Source organism: Psychrobacter sp. MES7-P7E (genome assembly GCF_002863645.1).
GTDB lineage: Bacteria > Pseudomonadota > Gammaproteobacteria > Pseudomonadales > Moraxellaceae > Psychrobacter.
Map to the genome: position 1 here is coordinate 1 of NZ_PJBU01000082.1, position 17,629 is coordinate 17,629.

At 41.9% G+C, this 17,629-nt stretch carries 18 protein-coding genes; 5 read left to right on the forward strand and 13 right to left on the reverse strand.

Features of this window, described 5'->3' with window-relative positions:
- Positions 1-332: 332 nt before the first annotated feature.
- Together pssA and CXF62_RS05690 are read right to left on the reverse strand one after the other, a co-directional pair.
- Positions 333-1,247 carry a CDP-diacylglycerol--serine O-phosphatidyltransferase gene (gene pssA / locus CXF62_RS05685; protein WP_228153178.1) on the reverse strand — a complete coding sequence of 305 codons (915 nt, stop codon included), beginning with the start codon at positions 1,245-1,247 and terminating at the stop codon, positions 333-335.
- Between the two features lie 26 nt (positions 1,248-1,273).
- Positions 1,274-2,161, reverse strand: a complete 888-nt coding sequence (locus tag CXF62_RS05690; RefSeq protein ID WP_102093253.1) for a 23S rRNA (adenine(2030)-N(6))-methyltransferase RlmJ — start codon at positions 2,159-2,161, stop codon at positions 1,274-1,276.
- A 141-nt stretch (positions 2,162-2,302) separates the two neighbouring features.
- On the opposite strand from CXF62_RS05690, the gene CXF62_RS05695 reads away from it, so the two are divergent.
- The 3 genes from CXF62_RS05695 (at position 2,303) to dapE (ending at position 4,911) form a co-directional block, all read left to right on the forward strand.
- Entirely contained in the window at positions 2,303-3,055 is a 753-nt protein-coding gene (locus CXF62_RS05695) for a 2OG-Fe(II) oxygenase (RefSeq protein WP_102093254.1), read from the forward strand.
- A 57-nt stretch (positions 3,056-3,112) separates the two neighbouring features.
- Positions 3,113-3,577, forward strand: a complete 465-nt coding sequence (locus tag CXF62_RS05700) for a hypothetical protein (protein WP_102093256.1) — start codon at positions 3,113-3,115, stop codon at positions 3,575-3,577.
- A gap of 134 nt (positions 3,578-3,711) precedes the next feature.
- A complete protein-coding gene (gene dapE, locus CXF62_RS05705) occupies positions 3,712-4,911 on the forward strand; it encodes a succinyl-diaminopimelate desuccinylase (RefSeq protein ID WP_102093257.1) in 1,200 nt (399 codons plus the stop codon).
- A 142-nt stretch (positions 4,912-5,053) separates the two neighbouring features.
- Here dapE and CXF62_RS05710 read toward each other — a convergent pair whose 3' ends face one another.
- The 6 genes from CXF62_RS05710 to CXF62_RS05735 form a co-directional block, all read right to left on the reverse strand.
- Complete coding sequence (locus CXF62_RS05710) at positions 5,054-5,557, reverse strand: GyrI-like domain-containing protein (protein WP_102093259.1); 504 nt, start codon at positions 5,555-5,557, stop codon at positions 5,054-5,056.
- A 65-nt stretch (positions 5,558-5,622) separates the two neighbouring features.
- The gene (gene iscX, locus CXF62_RS05715; RefSeq protein WP_021812734.1) at positions 5,623-5,832 is read right to left on the reverse strand and encodes a Fe-S cluster assembly protein IscX; all 210 of its coding nucleotides are present in this window, start codon (positions 5,830-5,832) and stop codon (positions 5,623-5,625) included.
- 175 nt (positions 5,833-6,007) lie between these two features.
- Positions 6,008-6,544, reverse strand: coding sequence for an acyl-CoA thioesterase (locus tag CXF62_RS05720; protein WP_102093260.1), 537 nt, complete (start codon positions 6,542-6,544; stop codon positions 6,008-6,010).
- 279 nt (positions 6,545-6,823) lie between these two features.
- A complete protein-coding gene (locus CXF62_RS05725; RefSeq protein ID WP_101204835.1) occupies positions 6,824-8,224 on the reverse strand; it encodes an NAD(P)(+) transhydrogenase (Re/Si-specific) subunit beta in 1,401 nt (466 codons plus the stop codon).
- Positions 8,221-8,559 (reverse strand): proton-translocating transhydrogenase family protein, encoded by a 339-nt coding sequence (locus CXF62_RS05730; RefSeq protein ID WP_197707696.1) that lies wholly within the window; start codon positions 8,557-8,559, stop codon positions 8,221-8,223. The genes CXF62_RS05725 and CXF62_RS05730 overlap by 4 nt, the downstream gene beginning before the upstream one ends.
- A gap of 115 nt (positions 8,560-8,674) precedes the next feature.
- On the reverse strand, positions 8,675-9,826 hold the full coding sequence (locus CXF62_RS05735; protein WP_102092430.1) for a Re/Si-specific NAD(P)(+) transhydrogenase subunit alpha: 1,152 nt from the start codon (positions 9,824-9,826) through the stop codon (positions 8,675-8,677).
- A gap of 497 nt (positions 9,827-10,323) precedes the next feature.
- Here CXF62_RS05735 and yaaA point away from each other — a divergent pair, with 497 nt between their 5' ends.
- On the forward strand, positions 10,324-11,136 hold the full coding sequence (gene yaaA / locus CXF62_RS05740) for a peroxide stress protein YaaA (protein WP_102093262.1): 813 nt from the start codon (positions 10,324-10,326) through the stop codon (positions 11,134-11,136).
- 94 nt (positions 11,137-11,230) lie between these two features.
- On the opposite strand, the gene CXF62_RS05745 is transcribed toward yaaA, so the two are convergent.
- From CXF62_RS05745 to CXF62_RS05760, 4 genes are all read right to left on the reverse strand, one after another.
- Positions 11,231-12,844: a glucosamine inositolphosphorylceramide transferase family protein gene (locus CXF62_RS05745; RefSeq protein WP_102093263.1), complete on the reverse strand. Its 1,614-nt coding sequence runs from the start codon at positions 12,842-12,844 to the stop codon at positions 11,231-11,233.
- Between the two features lie 482 nt (positions 12,845-13,326).
- Positions 13,327-13,995: a glutathione S-transferase family protein gene (locus tag CXF62_RS05750; protein ID WP_102093265.1), complete on the reverse strand. Its 669-nt coding sequence runs from the start codon at positions 13,993-13,995 to the stop codon at positions 13,327-13,329.
- A 25-nt stretch (positions 13,996-14,020) separates the two neighbouring features.
- The gene (locus CXF62_RS05755; RefSeq protein WP_197707695.1) at positions 14,021-15,199 is read right to left on the reverse strand and encodes an aromatic amino acid transaminase; all 1,179 of its coding nucleotides are present in this window, start codon (positions 15,197-15,199) and stop codon (positions 14,021-14,023) included.
- A gap of 18 nt (positions 15,200-15,217) precedes the next feature.
- On the reverse strand, positions 15,218-16,135 hold the full coding sequence (locus CXF62_RS05760; RefSeq protein WP_228153179.1) for a DMT family transporter: 918 nt from the start codon (positions 16,133-16,135) through the stop codon (positions 15,218-15,220).
- Positions 16,136-16,282: 147 nt separating this feature from the next.
- On the opposite strand from CXF62_RS05760, the gene CXF62_RS05765 reads away from it, so the two are divergent.
- Positions 16,283-16,738 carry an Lrp/AsnC family transcriptional regulator gene (locus CXF62_RS05765; RefSeq protein ID WP_102093266.1) on the forward strand — a complete coding sequence of 152 codons (456 nt, stop codon included), beginning with the start codon at positions 16,283-16,285 and terminating at the stop codon, positions 16,736-16,738.
- 173 nt (positions 16,739-16,911) lie between these two features.
- On the opposite strand, the gene CXF62_RS05770 is transcribed toward CXF62_RS05765, so the two are convergent.
- On the reverse strand, positions 16,912-17,604 hold the full coding sequence (locus CXF62_RS05770; RefSeq protein WP_145990537.1) for a DUF6988 family protein: 693 nt from the start codon (positions 17,602-17,604) through the stop codon (positions 16,912-16,914).
- Between the last annotated feature and the right edge of the window lie 25 nt (positions 17,605-17,629).

Genomic DNA, 17,629 nt, shown 5'->3' on the forward strand with positions numbered 1-17,629 from the left:
CTATATTTATTTAGTCAAGAAGTATTTTCTATTTAATCCAAACAATTTATATCGTTCAAATCAGTAAGCCACTTCCCTTTCGACTGGGTGGCAGTATACGGAGTTTTATATAGAAAACAAGGAAACTCTAGAAATAATCTCGGTTATTTTATATCAGCGATACTCCATTTACCTAACCTATTGTTATCGCTATCAAACTTTAAATACTGTCTTTTATATCTACAGATTTAGCTTTTTCATAGTGGTTGACGTATTTCAGCAGTATACAGAGCGTATTAAAAAAGGAACTTACCGTCAGGTAAGTTCCTTTATATAGAATCTGAATACAGTGTCTAACCTTTTACTTTTGTTCTGATTGTAGTCACGATACCTGATAACGCATAGATAATACCGATGGCTAAGATACCAACAGGAATATCATAGAGCACGATGCTCATGACTAACACCCCAATAATAAGCACTACAAAAGGTACTTTCTTTTTGTCAAATTCTTTAAAGCTATAGTATTTGACATTGCTGACCATCAGTAGACCACAAGTCACTACCCAAGCTGCAAACAATAGCATGACAGCTGTATCATATTGACCAATCCACTCGTTATGATCGACTGCAACCATCACAGCGGACGTCACCAATATGGCAGCAAGCGGACTGGCCAAACCAACAAAGTATTTTTTATCGACGATACCGACCTGAACATTAAAGCGTGCAAGGCGAAAAGCAGCACAAGCAGTAAAGACAAACGCACAGCCAATGCCGATACGAGCCAATGGCTCTAAAGCAAAGCTATAAATCAAAATAGCAGGGGCAACGCCAAACGCTAGCATATCTGCTAAAGAGTCATATTGCTCACCAAATGGACTTTGCGCATTGAGCATACGTGCGACACGTCCATCTGCGCCATCAAGAATAGCGGATAAAAAGATAGCCAAAGCTGCCTTATAGAACTCGCCTTGGGTACTCGCCAAAATCGAGTAAAAGCCTGACAGTAGCGATAAGGTAGTGATCAGATTGGGTGCCAAATAAACACCGCGACTAACCACTCGCTTACCTTCGGCTACTTCAGCTTCAATCACCTCAAATGTCAAACCATCATAGCTGTCGTTATCCGCTAGGCGGATATTAAACTCGTGCTCATCAATAAACGGTGGCTGTGTCGCTGCATTATCTTGCAGCGAGCCGTCATTTAAGGACGCATTGTTCACAGGTGCATTATTCGGCTGGCCGATAGGTGGCTGAGTCGTCATCTTAATATCCTTATTGGCCGTTATTGCTATTCGCCGACGAGCCAGCGCACATTGGTCGCACTATCAGGCGTCAAGTTTGGCGCGTCTTCTACTTTTAGTACTGGCTGTAAGAAACGTAATATCTCACGTGCATGATTATCAAACTGCCATGGCGGATTGATAACCAGTAGACCTGTACCGTTCAGACCAACTGCAACATCATTAGGATAAATGTTTAGCTCACAAACCAGCTGACGTCTCATTTCAGTACGTTTGAGCTTTTTATAGAAGAGCTCTACGGCTTCGATGTTTTTGATTGGGAACCAAAGCGCATAAGTACCTTGTGGCCACTTGTTATAAGCCGCGACCAATAGGTCGATAAGGCGCGTAAAGTCTTTGTGCTCTTGCTCATAAGGGGGATCAAGGAAAATCAAACCGCGCTTTTCTTTTGGTGGAATAACAGCGGTAATACCTTCAAAAGCATCACGATGCTGGATACCAATTGGCAACTTATGTAGCTGATAGTTTAACGCATCGTATTCAGTCGCTTTGGCTTCAAAAGCCTCAGCACGCACGCCAGAATCAGGCTTTTTAGCGGCGGTTTTTTCGACGTGATGGGCCACCCACCATGGCGAACCAGGATAGACTTTATTGTCATAAGTGAATTTGGCTTGCTTGATGCCTTCCATATAATCTTTGACAGCAGCTGGTGCCTTTTCGGTATCTGCTTTTAGAAAAGCTTGAATACCGCCTTTGGCCTCACCTGTTTTGCGCGCTTCTTCACTGCTTAGTGAATACAGTCCACGACCGCCATAAGCGTCAAGCACATAAAAAGGTTTGTTTTTCTGCCCCAGTTGATTAAGCAGTTGTACCAATAAAATGTGTTTAACCACATCAGCAAAGTTACCAGCGTGGTAGGCGTGTTTATAGTTCATAATCTCAAAAGTTTAAATAAGAAAAATTGCATCTATGGTAGCATAGGCAGAGTAAAAGATAATGTGGTTTTAGTAAGTGCTTTCAATAAAAACGCATTGAATGACGGTATATTGACAGCTGATTGATAATAATGAGATGAAATGACGCAGATTATTAGCAACCTTAACAAGACAGCGTTGGTCGTTGATCATCCGATAGGTCAGGATAATCCACCATTACTGCTGCCAGATACTCATAATGATAGCCAAAAAATTCCTACTCAGCACGTATTGCAAATGTCTGACTTTGCGGTTAACTGGGAAGATAAGCTGACGGATAAACAGCTCGATACCTTTGTCACTGACGGCTGGCTCATTATTGATGACGTATTCAATAGTACTGCCTTATTAGCACTACAAGCAGAAAGCGGTTTTATTGACTATCGTGATGCAGAGCTGACCGCTGGTGTTCGCATCAGTGATATTCGCGGTGATAGAATACGCTGGATTACCGAAGACTTTTTTGCAGGTTATTACTATCTGCAAAGCATCAATGCTTTGGCCTCGCTATTCAATCGTAGTTTATTTGCTGGTATTCGCCATAGCGAAGCGCATTATGCGTGCTATCCGACTGGTTTTGGCTATCAATGGCACAGTGACAACCCTGCTGGACGTGATGAACGTGTTATCTCGGCGGTTTTTTATCTCAATGATAATTGGGAAGCAGCCGATGGCGGTGCACTAGAGGTCGTTGACAAACATGGCACGCACCATGAAGTGATGCCAGTTGCCAATAGACTGATTATTTTCGATAGCGATTTACGTCATCAAGTACAAATTGCGCATCGTCAACGCTACTCTATCGCTACTTGGCTAAGACGTGATGATGCTGTAGTTTTGTTTGCTACGCCCTGAGTATATCTATCATTCGCTACGGCTCTAAGTAAGATTTGTTAATTAAGGACAATAATAATGCGTAAGAATCTATTCAACCATTCTGTTTTACTTATTATGTTACCTTTGCTTGCAAGCTGCACGACTATTAATCATCAAGCCTTCACTCAACAAATCAGTGAGCCTTTCTTTACCTATCACCTACCAAAATCCACCTCTGAAAAACCTGTAATAGTTACACCAACTGCTATCACTACTGAGTTCAAGTATGAGAACGGGTGTCTACTTGCATTTGATGGAACAAGATGGATGACGCCAGTGTTTCCAGAAGGACATGCCACTTTCGATATTAGTAATAAAACTTTAGAATTATTAGGAACAAGTTATCAAATGGGCGAAGTTGTTTTCGCTGGTGGCAATATCAGTAATTATGACAGAGACAAAGCTAAAACTTATAGCAATACTCTAGCCGAAAAATGTATTACAGAGTATTTAGCAAAATTTTATGGTGATTATGAAAAAATTTACTTAGACAGAGACTAATATTTTTTTAGCTATAGAAATCGATTAACCTTTATATATTTGCAACGCATAAATAATTAGTACCAAATAGACCTGATAAAAAATAAGCTATCTTTTATAGCAAAAAACATTAACTCAACTTACCTAGGACTGTCATGAGTTCAGAAAATAATAGCAAAACCCATCAGCAAGAAACCTTAGATTTAAGTATTGCACTGTTAGAGCGCCCTTCAGTAACGCCCGATGACGATGGTTGCCAAGATATGTTGTCAGCACGGTTAGAGCAGGCAGGTTTTGATTGCGAGTTTATGTATTTTGGCGATAGAAAACAAAGCGGTGAACATGCCGAAGTCAAAAACTTATGGGCACGCCGCGGTACTACCGATCCAGTGATTTGTTTTGCTGGTCATACTGACGTCGTGCCAACGGGTGATGAGAAAAACTGGACCTACCCTCCGTTTACCCCAACTATCGCTGATGGGTATTTATGGGCACGCGGTGCCGCCGATATGAAAACGGGTATCGCAGCTTTTACTGTTGCAGCCGAACGTTTCGTCGCCAATCATCCTGAGCACAACGGATCGATTGCTTTTTTAATCACCTCAGATGAAGAAGGCCCGTCAATAAATGGTACGGTCAAAGTAATCGAGACTTTAGAAGCTCGCCAAGAAAAGATCACTTACTGTCTCGTTGGTGAGCCATCAAGTACCGATACGTTAGGTGATATTATCAAAAACGGTCGTCGTGGCTCGCTAGGTGCAGAGCTTACCGTTACAGGTAAACAAGGCCATGTCGCCTATCCACATCTAGCATCTAATCCAATTCATGCGGCGATGTCTGCCCTTGCTGAACTGACGTCTACCGCATGGGACAACGGCAATGACTACTTCCCAGCCACCTCATTGCAAATATCAAACATCAACGGCGGCACTGGCGCAACCAATGTTATCCCTGAAACGCTAAACGTGGTCTTTAACTTCCGTTTTTCGACAGAAACTACTGAAGATGAACTAAAGGCAAAGACGCATGCTATCTTTGATAAGCACTTTGCCAACAGTAAAGCAAGCTACGATATTCATTGGAAATTATCTGGTCAGCCGTTTTTGACCCCTGAAGGAAAACTGGTTTCAGCCTGTCAGAACGCCATCAAAAAAGTGACCGATGTCGACACCACCCTATCGACTTCTGGTGGAACCTCCGATGGACGCTTCATTGCGCCAACTGGTGCCCAAGTCGTCGAACTGGGTGTGCGTAATGCAACGATTCATCAAGTTGATGAAAAAGTAGAAGTCGACGATTTGGGTAAACTGGCGCAAATTTATGAAGGGATATTGGAGAATTTGTTGTTAGATTGAATGTGGTATTAATTGCGACTGTCTAATTGATTACATCTATCTAAAGAAAAAGCGCTACCTAATTTAGGTTAGCGCTTTTTTTGTCATTGTTTTTATCGACAATGGCTTGAGCGGCTTAAATTACTTAAGCCAATTACTAGCTTTACTCGATACCAATATAGACATCAACTTGACCATATTCTAAGTTGCCACCGATATAATGCTCGAAGTCTACGTTAAAAGTACGGGTATGCTCGCAATCTGCCGTATTAAAATATTCCCAAGCACTTTCCCATGCATTCATCACAGTGTTAGGCATATAACCTTCTTCAGAAAATACCAAGTACTTTCCTGCAGGAATATCAACCGTCACTACGTTACTAGCATTGGCCACACTGTCGCTTTCTGATTGTGCATCTTGCTCGCTGGCTACTTTCCAACTGGCCACAACGTCAAACGCCCCTGCCAGATCATCGCTTTCGTAGTTGTGATAGACACCATAAATGTCTTCACCTTCAGGGAGTTCACCCGCGTGATTTTGATAAAATTTCTGCCATAATCTACCAAGCTTGGCAGTGTCATGGCTTATCTCAGCGTTATTGGTGGTACGAACGCTGATACCGCTACAAGCTATCGCTTCTGGTAGCTCTTTAATTTGTGATGTCATGATGCGGCCTTTTCTATCTGTTTATTTAGTTTTCTGTTTGTAGCAATGCTGGTAGACCGAATCGATTAATCGGCTTCATCAATCCAGTTCATTTGAATGGCTTCTAAGATGCCTTCATTTGATTTTTGTGGATCATCATCAAAGCCTTCAAGCTCAGTTACCCAGCGATGCAAATCAGTAAAGCGAATGTACTGCGGATCTGTTTCTGGGAATTTTTCATAAAGCTCAATCGCGATATCTAAGCTGTCTGTCCATTTTAATTTTTGTGGGGTCATAACGGTACCTTTTTTTAGTCGTTTTGAGAATCATCATTTTAAAAACGATGCCATCGTCCTAATACTGACGACTTGATGGGCTCTATCCTACCAAAATTCAGCAAATGATTATAGCCAAGTTACTTTACGATGTTGTTTTCCAATACTGGGTTTCGATACTGGTTTGCGATATGGCTTAGGCTGATTTAGTCGATTTTACCGCGACTTGGTGCTCATTCCATGTGTTAATCGTATCCGTCAACTGCTCGCCCATCATATCTAATACTTCTGGTGTGCGCATACCTTTACTATCTGTAAAAACAAACTTGGTCATACCGACGCCCATCAGCTGATTTTTGACAAAGAACCGATGCTCAAAATACACGTATTTATGATCCCATCCTGCGACTGCACTGCTAAGCGTCATTTTATCCAAAAATTTAATTTGCTTCAGATAAATCATCTCCTGCATGGCAATCACCCAATTGAGCGGCTTAATGCCTTTTTCGTGACAGCACGCCTTTACCCAGCGCGTGACGTTGAGCTCAATAAATGATAAATAACGGTAATTGGGTAAATGATCGCGAAACCCCATATCGTGTGGCAAAATTCGATAATGACGTACAGTCGGTGCAGTCAATGTCTCTAGATTGATAGTTTCGCTCGTCGATTGATGCTTGAGCTGTTGTTTAAGCAAGCTAACCATAATAAAAAAACGCAGTAGCATGTTCATAAATCTTTCTCTTATTTCATCGTATTTATAATTGGTGATCGTCTATCGTTAAAGCTGTTCAAATTAGCTAAAAAGTTAATCAAGCGCAAACCATATACTAAGTGCATAAAGCGCAGTTGATTTTGTGATCATTGAAAACTGACCATAATTAGAAATAACCTCAGTCTATAGTCGGCTCATAAATGCTGCCCACTTTAACGCAAAAAAAGCCACCTCAGTGACTTTCTTTATCTAAAAACTTATCTGTGCATAACAAGGATTAAAAACATAGCTTAGAGATTAATGACCGCCGCCATTGATAGTACGTACCATCTCTTCCACCATTTTCTTGGCATCACCAAAGATCATCATGGTTTTGTCCATGTAGAATAAGCTGTTATCCAGACCAGCATAACCGGTACTCATTGAACGCTTGATGACCATGACCGTCTGGGCTTTGCTGACTTCTAGAATCGGCATACCAAAGATTGGAGAAGTAGGATCATCTTTCGCAGATGGATTCACAACGTCATTTGCACCGATAACCAAGACCACATCTGTACTCGCGAAATCTGAGTTAATCTCGTCCATTTCTAAAATATCATCATAAGGGACATCAGCTTCAGCCAATAGGACGTTCATATGGCCTGGCATACGACCCGCAACTGGGTGGATAGCAAAACGAACGTTAACACCTTCTTCTTTTAACAACTCATATAGCTCTTTTACTGCATTCTGTGCGCGGCCCTGTGCCATACCATAACCTGGTACAATGACCACGCTACTAGCATTAGACATGAGAAATCCTGCGTCTTCTGCTGAGCCTGCTTTGTAGTTCTTCGGTGCCCCATCATCGCCGCCTGCTGCCACCGCTGATGTGCCCATGCCACCAAACAAGACATTAAGTAGTGAGCGGTTCATGGCTTTACACATGATGTAAGACAAGATCGCACCTGATGAACCGACTAGAGAACCTGCGATAATCAGCATCGAGTTGCCAAGGGTGAAACCAATGCCTGCTGCTGCCCAACCTGAGAATGAGTTCAATAGTGATACAACCACTGGCATATCACCGCCGCCAATTGGCGCAATCCACATCCAACCAAAGATAACGGCAATCACTGCCATCGCATAAAATGCTGGTAATGAATCAGTGACGAAATACACGCCACCGAACCCAATCATCGCAATGAATAGTAGCGCTTGGACCGGTTTTACCCAGCCCCCAACCAATGTTTTTGCCCAGCTTTTCGCTGCTAATTTACCAAAGGCAAAGACTGAGGCTGAGAACGTAATTGCACCGATGAAGCAACCGATAAATAGCTCGATGCGGGCAACGGCGCCATGCTGCTGTTCAGTGTGCAATACCGTCGCAAGTGCAATCGCAACCGCTGCCAAACCAACGAATGAATGCATCAAAGCAACTGTTTCTGGCATCTGAGTCATTGCGACTGTTTTCGCTTTCCACATACCAACAAGGGCACCCAACACCATCGCCCCGATAATCAACCAAAGCACAGGGCCTTCTGCTAAAAAGAAGGTTGTCACAACGGCAATCGCCATCGCTGCCATACCAAAACGGTTACCGCGAATCGCTGTCTTTGGGCTAGACAAACCACGTAACGTTAAGACAAAGAGGATAGCGCCGACTAGATAGAACCAATCTGCATTTGCTGCAATCATTGCTGAGAAATCATTCATGCGTCACCTCCGGCATCAGTGGTTGCTACTGGTGCTTTTTTCACTTTCGGTTTGAACATCGCAAGCATACGCTCAGTCACAGCAAAGCCACCAAAGATATTGATACTGGCTAAAAATACCGCAAAGGCACCAAGCAAACTGGTCGGTGTAAACATTGAACCATCAATCGTGACGGTCTGTAGCATCGCACCCACGATGACGATACTTGATAAGGCATTGGTTACCGCCATCAATGGCGTATGTAATGCAGGCGTAACGCCCCAAACCACGTAGTATCCGACAAAAATAGCGAGCACAAATACAGTGAAAATCGCTACAAATGGTGTGCTACTCATGGCCGCACCGGCTGGCGCTGCAGCTAAAATAGTGGCAATCATCTAATTCTCCTAAAAATTTATTCATTACTGGCAAATGTGTAGTGACAAAGTATGTGGTAATAGACTGTTCAAACTAACGTTTGGCTAGTCGTACCTGACTGTCATGTGTCACTGCCAGTGCGCCCTGAATCTCGTCTTCCATGTCTACGTTAAGTGCCAAGCTGGCTGATGCGTCATCGCTAGCAGGTGCAATCAATGTCGTAATAAAGTTAACAAGGTTATTGGCATACAAATCTGAAGACTGGGCGGCTAGCATAGATGGAATATTGGCAGCGCCAACGATACGTACGCCGTTGTCTGTCGTGATGGTTTGGTCCGGCACACTGCCTTCGACGTTACCACCAGTACCAGCCGCCATATCGATCAATACTGAACCTGCTTTCATTTTAGCGAGGGTTGCACCATGCACCAGACGCGGAGCATTACGACCAGGAATTTGTGCAGTAGTAATGACGATATCCGCATTGCTCAATGCTTTGTCCACGACAGCCGCTTGATCTTTGACATATTGCTCTGATGGCGTCCATGCATAACCACCGGTAGACTTAGCTGTTTCAGCCTCTTCTGCACTCATCGGCACATCAAGCCATTTACCACCGAGTGATTCCACTTGCTCGCGAGCGGTCGGACGTAGGTCACTGGCTTCTACTACTGCACCCAAACGCTTGGCTGTCGCAATCGCTTGCAAACCTGCAACCCCGACACCTAAGATGACGACTTTGGCGGGCTTAACCGTACCCGCTGAGGTCATAAACATCGGGAAAGGACGCGAATACTCATTGGCCGCGAGCAATACGGCTTTATAACCAGCAAGGTTGGCTTGTGATGACAGTACGTCCATATTTTGTGCGCGTGACAGTGTGCGAGGCAATAACTCCATCGCAAAGACTGTCGCGCCTTTGGCTGCATAAGTGTCAAGCTGAGTGTTGCGATACGGGTCAAGCATGCCAATGACAATCTGACCAGACGACAAGCTTTCAGTGGCTTCCGCTGGTAGGTCATTGACGGTGGTAATAATCTTAGACTGGGTAATCACCTCGGTGCGACTACTGGCAATGTCGGCACCCGCAGCCTGATACAACTCATCAGCATAGTATGCTGCTTGGCCTGCACCTGACTGAATGACGACTTCAAACCCAAGTTTACGCAATTTTTTGACTGCGTCTGGGGTTATGGCTACACGGCTCTCGCTCGTGATATCTGCACTGATTACACCGATTTTCATACCGTCTCCTTACTTACGTCCAATGACTATATTTACGTCTCACGACTACCTTTAATACCCTCAACGCACATCTAAAAAGCACAGGGGACAAAACCCATTGATCATGATTAATCCATTACAGCGACCAAAGGTTATCAATTTAATAAATGATAGCTACTTTACCATCATGCCTTTTTATTATAGAGATATCGTTCGTCAAGTTTCATTGTCTAATGATGACCCACAAGTAAAATAAAAATTTAGGTATTTACACCATTGGCATACTTTTTGTTGGTATATTAAAGCCTTTTATTTTTCTGAAAAACGCTTAGCCCTTATATATACAGGCCTACCTCCATTTATTTTCTAAATCTAAATCCGTTCTTTTATTAAAAATATAACGTCAATAAACATAAAATAAGCAAGGTTAAGTCAAGTTCCACCCATGCATACCGTATAATAAGAATACTTGACACTCGAAAAAACCCGTCATCGATTCATTATAATAAGGAATAACCATGTATTTTTTGCTCTCCCCTGCCAAATCCCTGAACGAAACAGACGCTATACCACTAAATTTAGGCAATTATTATAGTCAGCCCGAGTTAATCGAACGCTCACAAGAATTGATGAAAGTACTGAAGTCAAAAGAGCCCGTTGACCTACAAGAATTGATGAGTATATCTGACGATTTGGCTCAGCTTAATGCTACGCGCAATCAACAATGGCATTGGAGCGAAGAGCAACCATTTACTAACGATGCCTCTGATAATGCCGCCAAGCCTGCAGGCTATTTGTTCGATGGCGATGTCTATACTGGACTTGATATGTATCATATGGACAAAGATACCGCTACTTATGTCAATGAGCACTTAGGTATTTTGTCTGGACTGTATGGAGTACTAAAGCCACTAGATCTGATCCAGCCATATCGTTTAGAGATGGGCACCAAGCTGAAAAATGAGCGCGGTGACAATCTTTATGAATTTTGGGGTGAGGAAGTGACTAACGTTATCAATGCGCGTATGGCTGACAGCGATGACAGAACATTGGTTAATTTAGCTTCTAATGAATACTTTAAAGCGGTAAAAAAGAAAGCACTAAAGGCAGATATCATTACGCCACGATTTGAAGACGAGAAAAATGGTCAATATAAAGTGATTAGCTTTTATGCCAAAAAAGCACGTGGACTGATGGTCAAATATGCTGCTGATAATAAGCTGACCAATGCTGAACAGCTAAAGCAGTTTGACTTAGCAGGATATTATTACTGCATCGAGGCGTCTGATGATAAGACGTGGACGTTTAGAAGAGATGCAGCGGATCAGTAGCTTGATATAATACGAGTCAAAATTATAAAAAACCCATCATAAGCCGAAACTTATGATGGGTTTTTTATTCTCCAACCACTAAATTTTTTAGGTCCTATACTCTAAAGCGCAACTTATCCCTTGAAACATCCAGTACCACTGTTTCATTGTAAACATTATAGGTATGGAGACGATCAATGTCAGTCTCCCAATTCGGTTCGATATAACGTACAAAGGTTTCCTTATAAGACGTCGGTGTCAACTCTTCTACTAGGTATAAAGCCACCCTACGCCCGTATCTAAGAGTGCCATCCTGAGCAGTACGAAAGAGCTGACCGTTTTTTCGGAATAATGCACCTGCTAGTCGTGAGCCACGCACATCAATCTTTAGAGGCGCCGAAGGATGAATGGTCCAATTATCTGCTTGCAGCTTGTCAGACGTATAAATATACAACTCTAAATCCATAGTAAATGCTGAAATTGAACCGTGGGTTGTGAAAAGATACCATAATCCATTATGCTCAATCACGGCGCTATCCACGGCCTGAACGTCTGAAACTAACTCATGAACTTTTTCCCACTTACATGGAAAATCTGTCGCTTTTAATAAGCTAATACAATTGGTTTTTGCAGCCTCTGGAATCATATAGACAGCATCTTCATACTTGAATACATTGGGAAAGCTTAAATGCGTGCTAATACCCAAATCAGCTTGTCCTGAACTAGTCACTTGATGGCTTTCATTCAGCTCTATCCACTCTATTCGACCAATATTCTCTTTGTAATTCAAGCTTTCAAAAAATATGTAATGTCTTGAGTCGTGTTCAATATAAAAAGGATCGGCCCAAAAACATCCCTTTTCAGGTAGTATCTCCGTGTATGTTTGTATCGGCTGATCAATAGAACCAATAAAAATACTCCAGTTGTTTAGATAAAGTCTTTTATAAAATCTTTTTATCATATAGTTTTTGAGAAAATTCTGTAAATGTCGTATGGCCGTTAACTGTGGAGGCGTTTTATAAAGTGTGCGATCGTTAATTAAATTAATAGAATCTCCACTCTCGACGCCAATTTTATTTTTACGGAAGTACCAATACAGTATTGATGCTGCAACTCCTTTTAACTTATCCTCAGTCAAATTATAGTCCCAGTAAAACAAACTGCCATAACCTCTACCTACCACTTTGTGTACATCATGGTCCTTACTCAATAATTGCAGCGTCACGACACTATTTTCCCATTGCTCAGCAAACTGCCAATACAACGCAGGCCCACCTCGCTGTATTCTTTCATCACCATAATGAAGTAAGAGAGTGCCATGCTTCGTAACGCCTAGCGCTTTCCCTACTAAGGTTTGAAAATCCATACTCAGTAGGTAATCTAAATCTGTTGCCTGCAGTCTCTTAATCACTGAGTCTTCAATTTCATCATTAGATTTATCCTGTCTTGGTATTGATGTAACGACAGGCATTTTGCCATTGGGAACTAAATCATGAATAGAATAACGCTTGGTAGTCTTTTTAGCGTGAGAAAGAATAGAAAATAACTTTTGATTGATAGACGGTATAATCTTGGATATATGAGAGGGGTTAGACTGGTGGTCTGCACTTCGTTGGATGGCAATACAAACCTCAACTATACCTTCATCTACTAGAGACTTTAATGGCATAAATTTGTGCCATGCTAATGTTTCATCTTCTACAAATATTCCAAGCCTAATTTTTTTCATCGTGATCACATTAGATGGCACACGATAATTTGCGCATTCTGACCCGCAACACGTGTCCAAACTCCTTTTAAGTAAAGTGTCATTCTATTATATATTCATATAATAGCATATATATTAACAAACGTTAAACAAAGTGCAGCGTTAAAATTAAACACAAAAAAGCCCCGCTATCTTTCGATAACAGAGCTTTTAATAGCCAAATAGACTTTATGACAAAATCATGCTTTTAGCGAAACGCGATTCATCGAGAAAGGTGAGAAAATGGTCAATATAAAGTGAAAGGCTGAGCAGCTAAAGCAGTTTGATTTGGCAGGGTATTACTACTGTGAAGACGCGTCTGATGATAAGACGTGGACGTTTAGACGAGATGAATCAAGCCAGTAGCTTGATATAAAAATACATTTACTACAGTCACTAGGAGCATTGCATTCAGTGCTTCTAGCCCAGTCATCAGATATCCTTTAGTTGAACATATGAACAGATTACAACAATCCTTCTTGTGCCATCATTTCCTGTACCGAGGCGCGGTTTAGCATGGCTTGATAGTGTGCATTTATGTGTATCCAGTCTTGAGCTCGACTCGCATATTGCTGACTCCAATGAGCAATCATAAATAAATGAAAATCAGCATCACTTAATTTATCGCCTAACAACCATGGACCATTATTTACTAATCCTTTTTCAACAATATCCCAGCAGTGGGTTAGTACATCATTCGCTTTATCTTTCACTTGCTGCAAATTGTGCTCGCCGTTGATGTACTGCTCGGGATGTGCCCAGTGATTGGCAGCTTCTTGTAGGGTAGAAGACATCCAAAACAAATATTGGTAATAAACACCGCGCCTAGGGCATCCTATGTCAGGTGCTAGCCCAGACTCTGAGTGCTGATCTAACACGTACATTAAAATTGCCGCAGACTCATAAATGACCTGCCCCTGATGCACCAACGTAGGTACCTTGCCATTTGGATTGATGGCTAGATACTCAGCTGATTTTTGCATGTTTTTAGACAGGTCTATTTCTATCATTTCATAATAAACGCCTAGCTCCTCAAAGACAGCATGGGTGGCCATATTGGCACCACCCTTATCCCAATATAAAGTATAAATAGTCGTGTCCTTCTTGCTGTGGCGATTAATGGATAAAACCATTGCACTGAGCGATAAGAATTATTCTCTAACGTGAAACAATCGATATGATGGCGTCAGCCAGTTGAGGGATTTCCGTCATTTTCAAACCTGCAATATTGATTCTACCATTTGGCATGCCGTAAATAGCGAACTCATCTTGCAATATCAGCATTTGATTTTTGGTTAGCGGTAATAGAGAAAACATGCCTTTTTGGTGCGAAATGTCCAAAAACTCTGCAGGTGCACCCCTATCTTTTAATGCTGCGCCTAACGCTTGGCGAATAGTATCTACCCTACTACGGTAGCTTGCCAGTTCGTCTAGCCAAGCGTCTGGGCTGTCTAGCAAATAAGAAGCCACTGCGGCACCGTGATTGGGCGGCATGGAGTAATTGGCGCGTGTGATGGTTTCTAGAAGTGTCTGTATATCTGCATGGCGCTCATGGTTCGTCGTCATTACCGTGGCAATACCCGTACGCTCGTTGTATAGACCCATATTTTTTGAACAGCTGGCGGCAATAAATGCAAAGTCAGAGTCTTCAATGATTAGACGAAGCCCTGCAGCATCGGTATCAGGATCATCTCCAAAACCTTGATACGCCATATCAATAAACGGGACAATATTTTTCTGTTTACATTTATCAGAAAACAGTTGCCACTGCTCTAGAGAAGGGTCTATACCGGTAGGATTATGGCAGCACGCATGTAATAACAACACGTCTCCTTCTTTTGCTTTTTCTAACGCAGCAAAACACGCATCAATATCTAACTGTCCATTTTTATTTTGCCAAGGATACGTATTAACCGCTAACCCAGCCCCTTCCATCAGCGGACGATGATTGATATAGCCAGGGTCACTGATCCAAACGGTTGAATCGGGAGAGAGCGTGGCGATCAAATCAGCAATGAGTCGTAATGCACCTGATGCTCCAACCGTCTGAATCGTGCACTGGTCTTTTAGACTTGGACTGTCACCCAGTACAAATTTTGCCATTTGCTGGTTAAAATTAGCGTTACCCGATAACATGCCATAAGCCTTCGAATGAGCTTGATGAGCAAGATGTATCTCTGCGTCTTGCACGGTTTTCATCACAGGTGTATTGCCATGCTTGTCTCGATAGACACCAACCAATAGATCTATTTTATGTTTACGCTGGTCAGTACGAAACCTACCTAACAATGCCCATAGTGGATCACCATTGATGATAGGCATATTGTTTAACATCATGATACTTCCTTAATTAGTTTATTTCGCTCGATTGGACAAAATGACGCCAATGGTACTAAGTACGATTCCGCATATCATGATGACTGATAGAGACTCTTTGAGTATCAACGCAGCGAGTATAGCGGTTAATCCTGGGGACAAAGAGCCAAGTAATAAGGTACGAATGGAACCCAGCTGTTTGACCGCATAAGAAAACGCAATGGTTGATACCACCCCTACGCCAAGGCCTTGTACTAAGATAAAAGGCAGCACTTCATCAAAAGACACAGACCCTATATTGGTGTCCATCATGCCCGACAAAACCACCACCAATGTCAGAAAAAAAGAGCTATAAGAGAGCACGATCGCGATAGCTATTGGAGTTAACGTGGTGCTTTTTAACCCTAAGGTATAACCCGCCCAAATCAGGCTTGCCATCAACAGTAACCCCACCCCATACAGAAGACTATTAGGTATTGCCTGTGCATGCCCGCCAATCATAGTCGCGATACCAAAGAGAATAAGGATTAAAGCGGCAAATTTTCTTAATGATATTCGTTGACGATAAAGAATAAAAGACAATAATGCGGCAAAGAAAACTGGTGTCCCTGTCAAAATGGTACCAACATAAGCTGCTGGTACCGTACTTGCACCAAAAGCGGCCAATAAAAGAAAAGGCACGCCGCCAAGTAAAACAAACATGATGTCTGGCAGTCTGATATTTTTGACTTCATGCCAACTAGAGAGTACCCAAGGAGTCAACAAGACCAGCGGTACACTAAAGCGAATAAGCATAACATCCGCAATACTTAGCGACGAGGCACTAACCGCTCGTACAGTCAACGCAAATCCTGACCAAATCAACAATACGACGCTCATCGCCACATAGCCTTTGGTTAGTGGCGACATTATAAACAAAGGGTTTTTGCGCGATGAGGGATGGAATATCGTATTCATAGTCGTGTCTTATGCTGCTATACAAAGACCAATTATCGATTAAAATACGCGCTTTTATCTCTATTTATTCATTGCAATTTTGCAAATATTTGGTGGATAATACTAATTAAATAAAAATTATTGGCTTAAAAAGCCAAAAGGTAAATTATGGACAAAATCGATCGCCATATCTTGGAAGTGCTCCAGAAAGAAGCGCGCTTATCTACGGCGGAACTGTCCGAACGTATAGGGCTGTCGCCGTCTCCTTGCGCGCGACGCCTAAAGCGTTTGGAAGATGAAGGCTATATAGAGAACTATCAAGCAAACGTAAACAAAGCCAAAGTGGGTATTGCGATGAGTTTTTTTGTGGAGGTCAGTCTCAACAGCCACCAAGAAGAATCTATCGCAGCCTTCGAACGCGCTCTGTCCAACATGGACGAAGTGATTAATGGACATGTGGTATCGGGTTCTTATGATTATTTGTTAGAAGTAGTAAGCCCCAATCTCGATGGTTATGAGCGGTTCACCCGTAAGCTACACAAGCTTGCTAGCGTAAAAGATATACACACTCATTTATCGGTGAGAAAGGTAATCAATAAGACAACTTTACCTATTTTTGTGTGAGATTTTTTTATACCGACTAGCAGTACAATGTCTCGCTCGATCATTCGTGAGTAGCAAGACCCATAATAAGTTTATTTGGATTTGACAGAATATTGCTATTACAAAGAAACACCTTTTGATAAGACGTGGATTTTTAGAAGGAATGCAGTGGATCAGTAGTTTGATATAGAAATCTATTGATAACGCATATTGTAAAATTTCTCCATTATTTGAGGTATGTGCATCGGTAGGCTATCTATATAAAGATACTGTAGAGCTAGTACCTTTTGTATCATGTCGGCAGAATTTACCACGGTAGCTAAAAGCATTGCATTTAATGCTTCTAACCCATTAGAGTTCTGTAATATCTGAATAATCAACGGCTCAGGAAAACCATCCTTCTTTCTTGAAAATGCATGCATACCTGTATGGACATATGAATTTGCTGGTTTCATCGTTAACTCTTTAAACTCTCTCATCATTGCTACTGCTCTCTCAGGAACTATTCCCTCTTTTGCAGCGTCGTCTAAATCCTTTAAAATAATATTAATTGTAGGTATACGTTTCTCGGCTTGCGATGCATTTTGTTGAGTCAAAGGTTTATAGAATCTTTCAACGATATCATCTTTACTAACCCAATATATCCATTGCGCTCTTATTAATGATTCAAATTGCAGGCGCAACAAGCTACTAGCCGAAATATTACACCCTTCTTTAGCTAATAAGTGTACAGCATGACCATGTTCAGATGAAATATCTGCCAAAATCAAAGTTGCTATCTCTCTATGATTAAAATCATCGATATTAGGAATTTTATTCGTTTCACTTAACAGAGATTTACGGAAATCCATTGATTGTGAATAAAACCTTGTGAAAGCAGCGCTCAATATACTTCCTCTTCAAAAAATACAA

Excerpts from the sequence above, each read along its gene's own strand:
- pssA (WP_228153178.1), bottom strand. The coding sequence starts at position 1,247 with ATGACGACTCAGCCACCTATCGGCCAGCCGAATAATGCACCTGTGAAC.
- CXF62_RS05690 (WP_102093253.1), bottom strand. The coding sequence starts at position 2,161 with ATGAACTATAAACACGCCTACCACGCTGGTAACTTTGCTGATGTGGTT.
- CXF62_RS05695 (WP_102093254.1), top strand. The coding sequence starts at position 2,303 with ATGACGCAGATTATTAGCAACCTTAACAAGACAGCGTTGGTCGTTGAT.
- CXF62_RS05700 (WP_102093256.1), top strand. The coding sequence starts at position 3,113 with ATGCGTAAGAATCTATTCAACCATTCTGTTTTACTTATTATGTTACCT.
- dapE (WP_102093257.1), top strand. The coding sequence starts at position 3,712 with ATGAGTTCAGAAAATAATAGCAAAACCCATCAGCAAGAAACCTTAGAT.
- CXF62_RS05710 (WP_102093259.1), bottom strand. The coding sequence starts at position 5,557 with ATGACATCACAAATTAAAGAGCTACCAGAAGCGATAGCTTGTAGCGGT.
- iscX (WP_021812734.1), bottom strand. The coding sequence starts at position 5,832 with ATGACCCCACAAAAATTAAAATGGACAGACAGCTTAGATATCGCGATT.
- CXF62_RS05720 (WP_102093260.1), bottom strand. The coding sequence starts at position 6,544 with ATGAACATGCTACTGCGTTTTTTTATTATGGTTAGCTTGCTTAAACAA.
- CXF62_RS05725 (WP_101204835.1), bottom strand. The coding sequence starts at position 8,224 with ATGAATGATTTCTCAGCAATGATTGCAGCAAATGCAGATTGGTTCTAT.
- CXF62_RS05730 (WP_197707696.1), bottom strand. The coding sequence starts at position 8,559 with ATGAGTAGCACACCATTTGTAGCGATTTTCACTGTATTTGTGCTCGCT.
- CXF62_RS05735 (WP_102092430.1), bottom strand. The coding sequence starts at position 9,826 with ATGAAAATCGGTGTAATCAGTGCAGATATCACGAGCGAGAGCCGTGTA.
- yaaA (WP_102093262.1), top strand. The coding sequence starts at position 10,324 with ATGTATTTTTTGCTCTCCCCTGCCAAATCCCTGAACGAAACAGACGCT.
- CXF62_RS05745 (WP_102093263.1), bottom strand. The coding sequence starts at position 12,844 with ATGAAAAAAATTAGGCTTGGAATATTTGTAGAAGATGAAACATTAGCA.
- CXF62_RS05750 (WP_102093265.1), bottom strand. The coding sequence starts at position 13,995 with ATGGTTTTATCCATTAATCGCCACAGCAAGAAGGACACGACTATTTAT.
- CXF62_RS05755 (WP_197707695.1), bottom strand. The coding sequence starts at position 15,199 with ATGATGTTAAACAATATGCCTATCATCAATGGTGATCCACTATGGGCA.
- CXF62_RS05760 (WP_228153179.1), bottom strand. The coding sequence starts at position 16,135 with ATGAATACGATATTCCATCCCTCATCGCGCAAAAACCCTTTGTTTATA.
- CXF62_RS05765 (WP_102093266.1), top strand. The coding sequence starts at position 16,283 with ATGGACAAAATCGATCGCCATATCTTGGAAGTGCTCCAGAAAGAAGCG.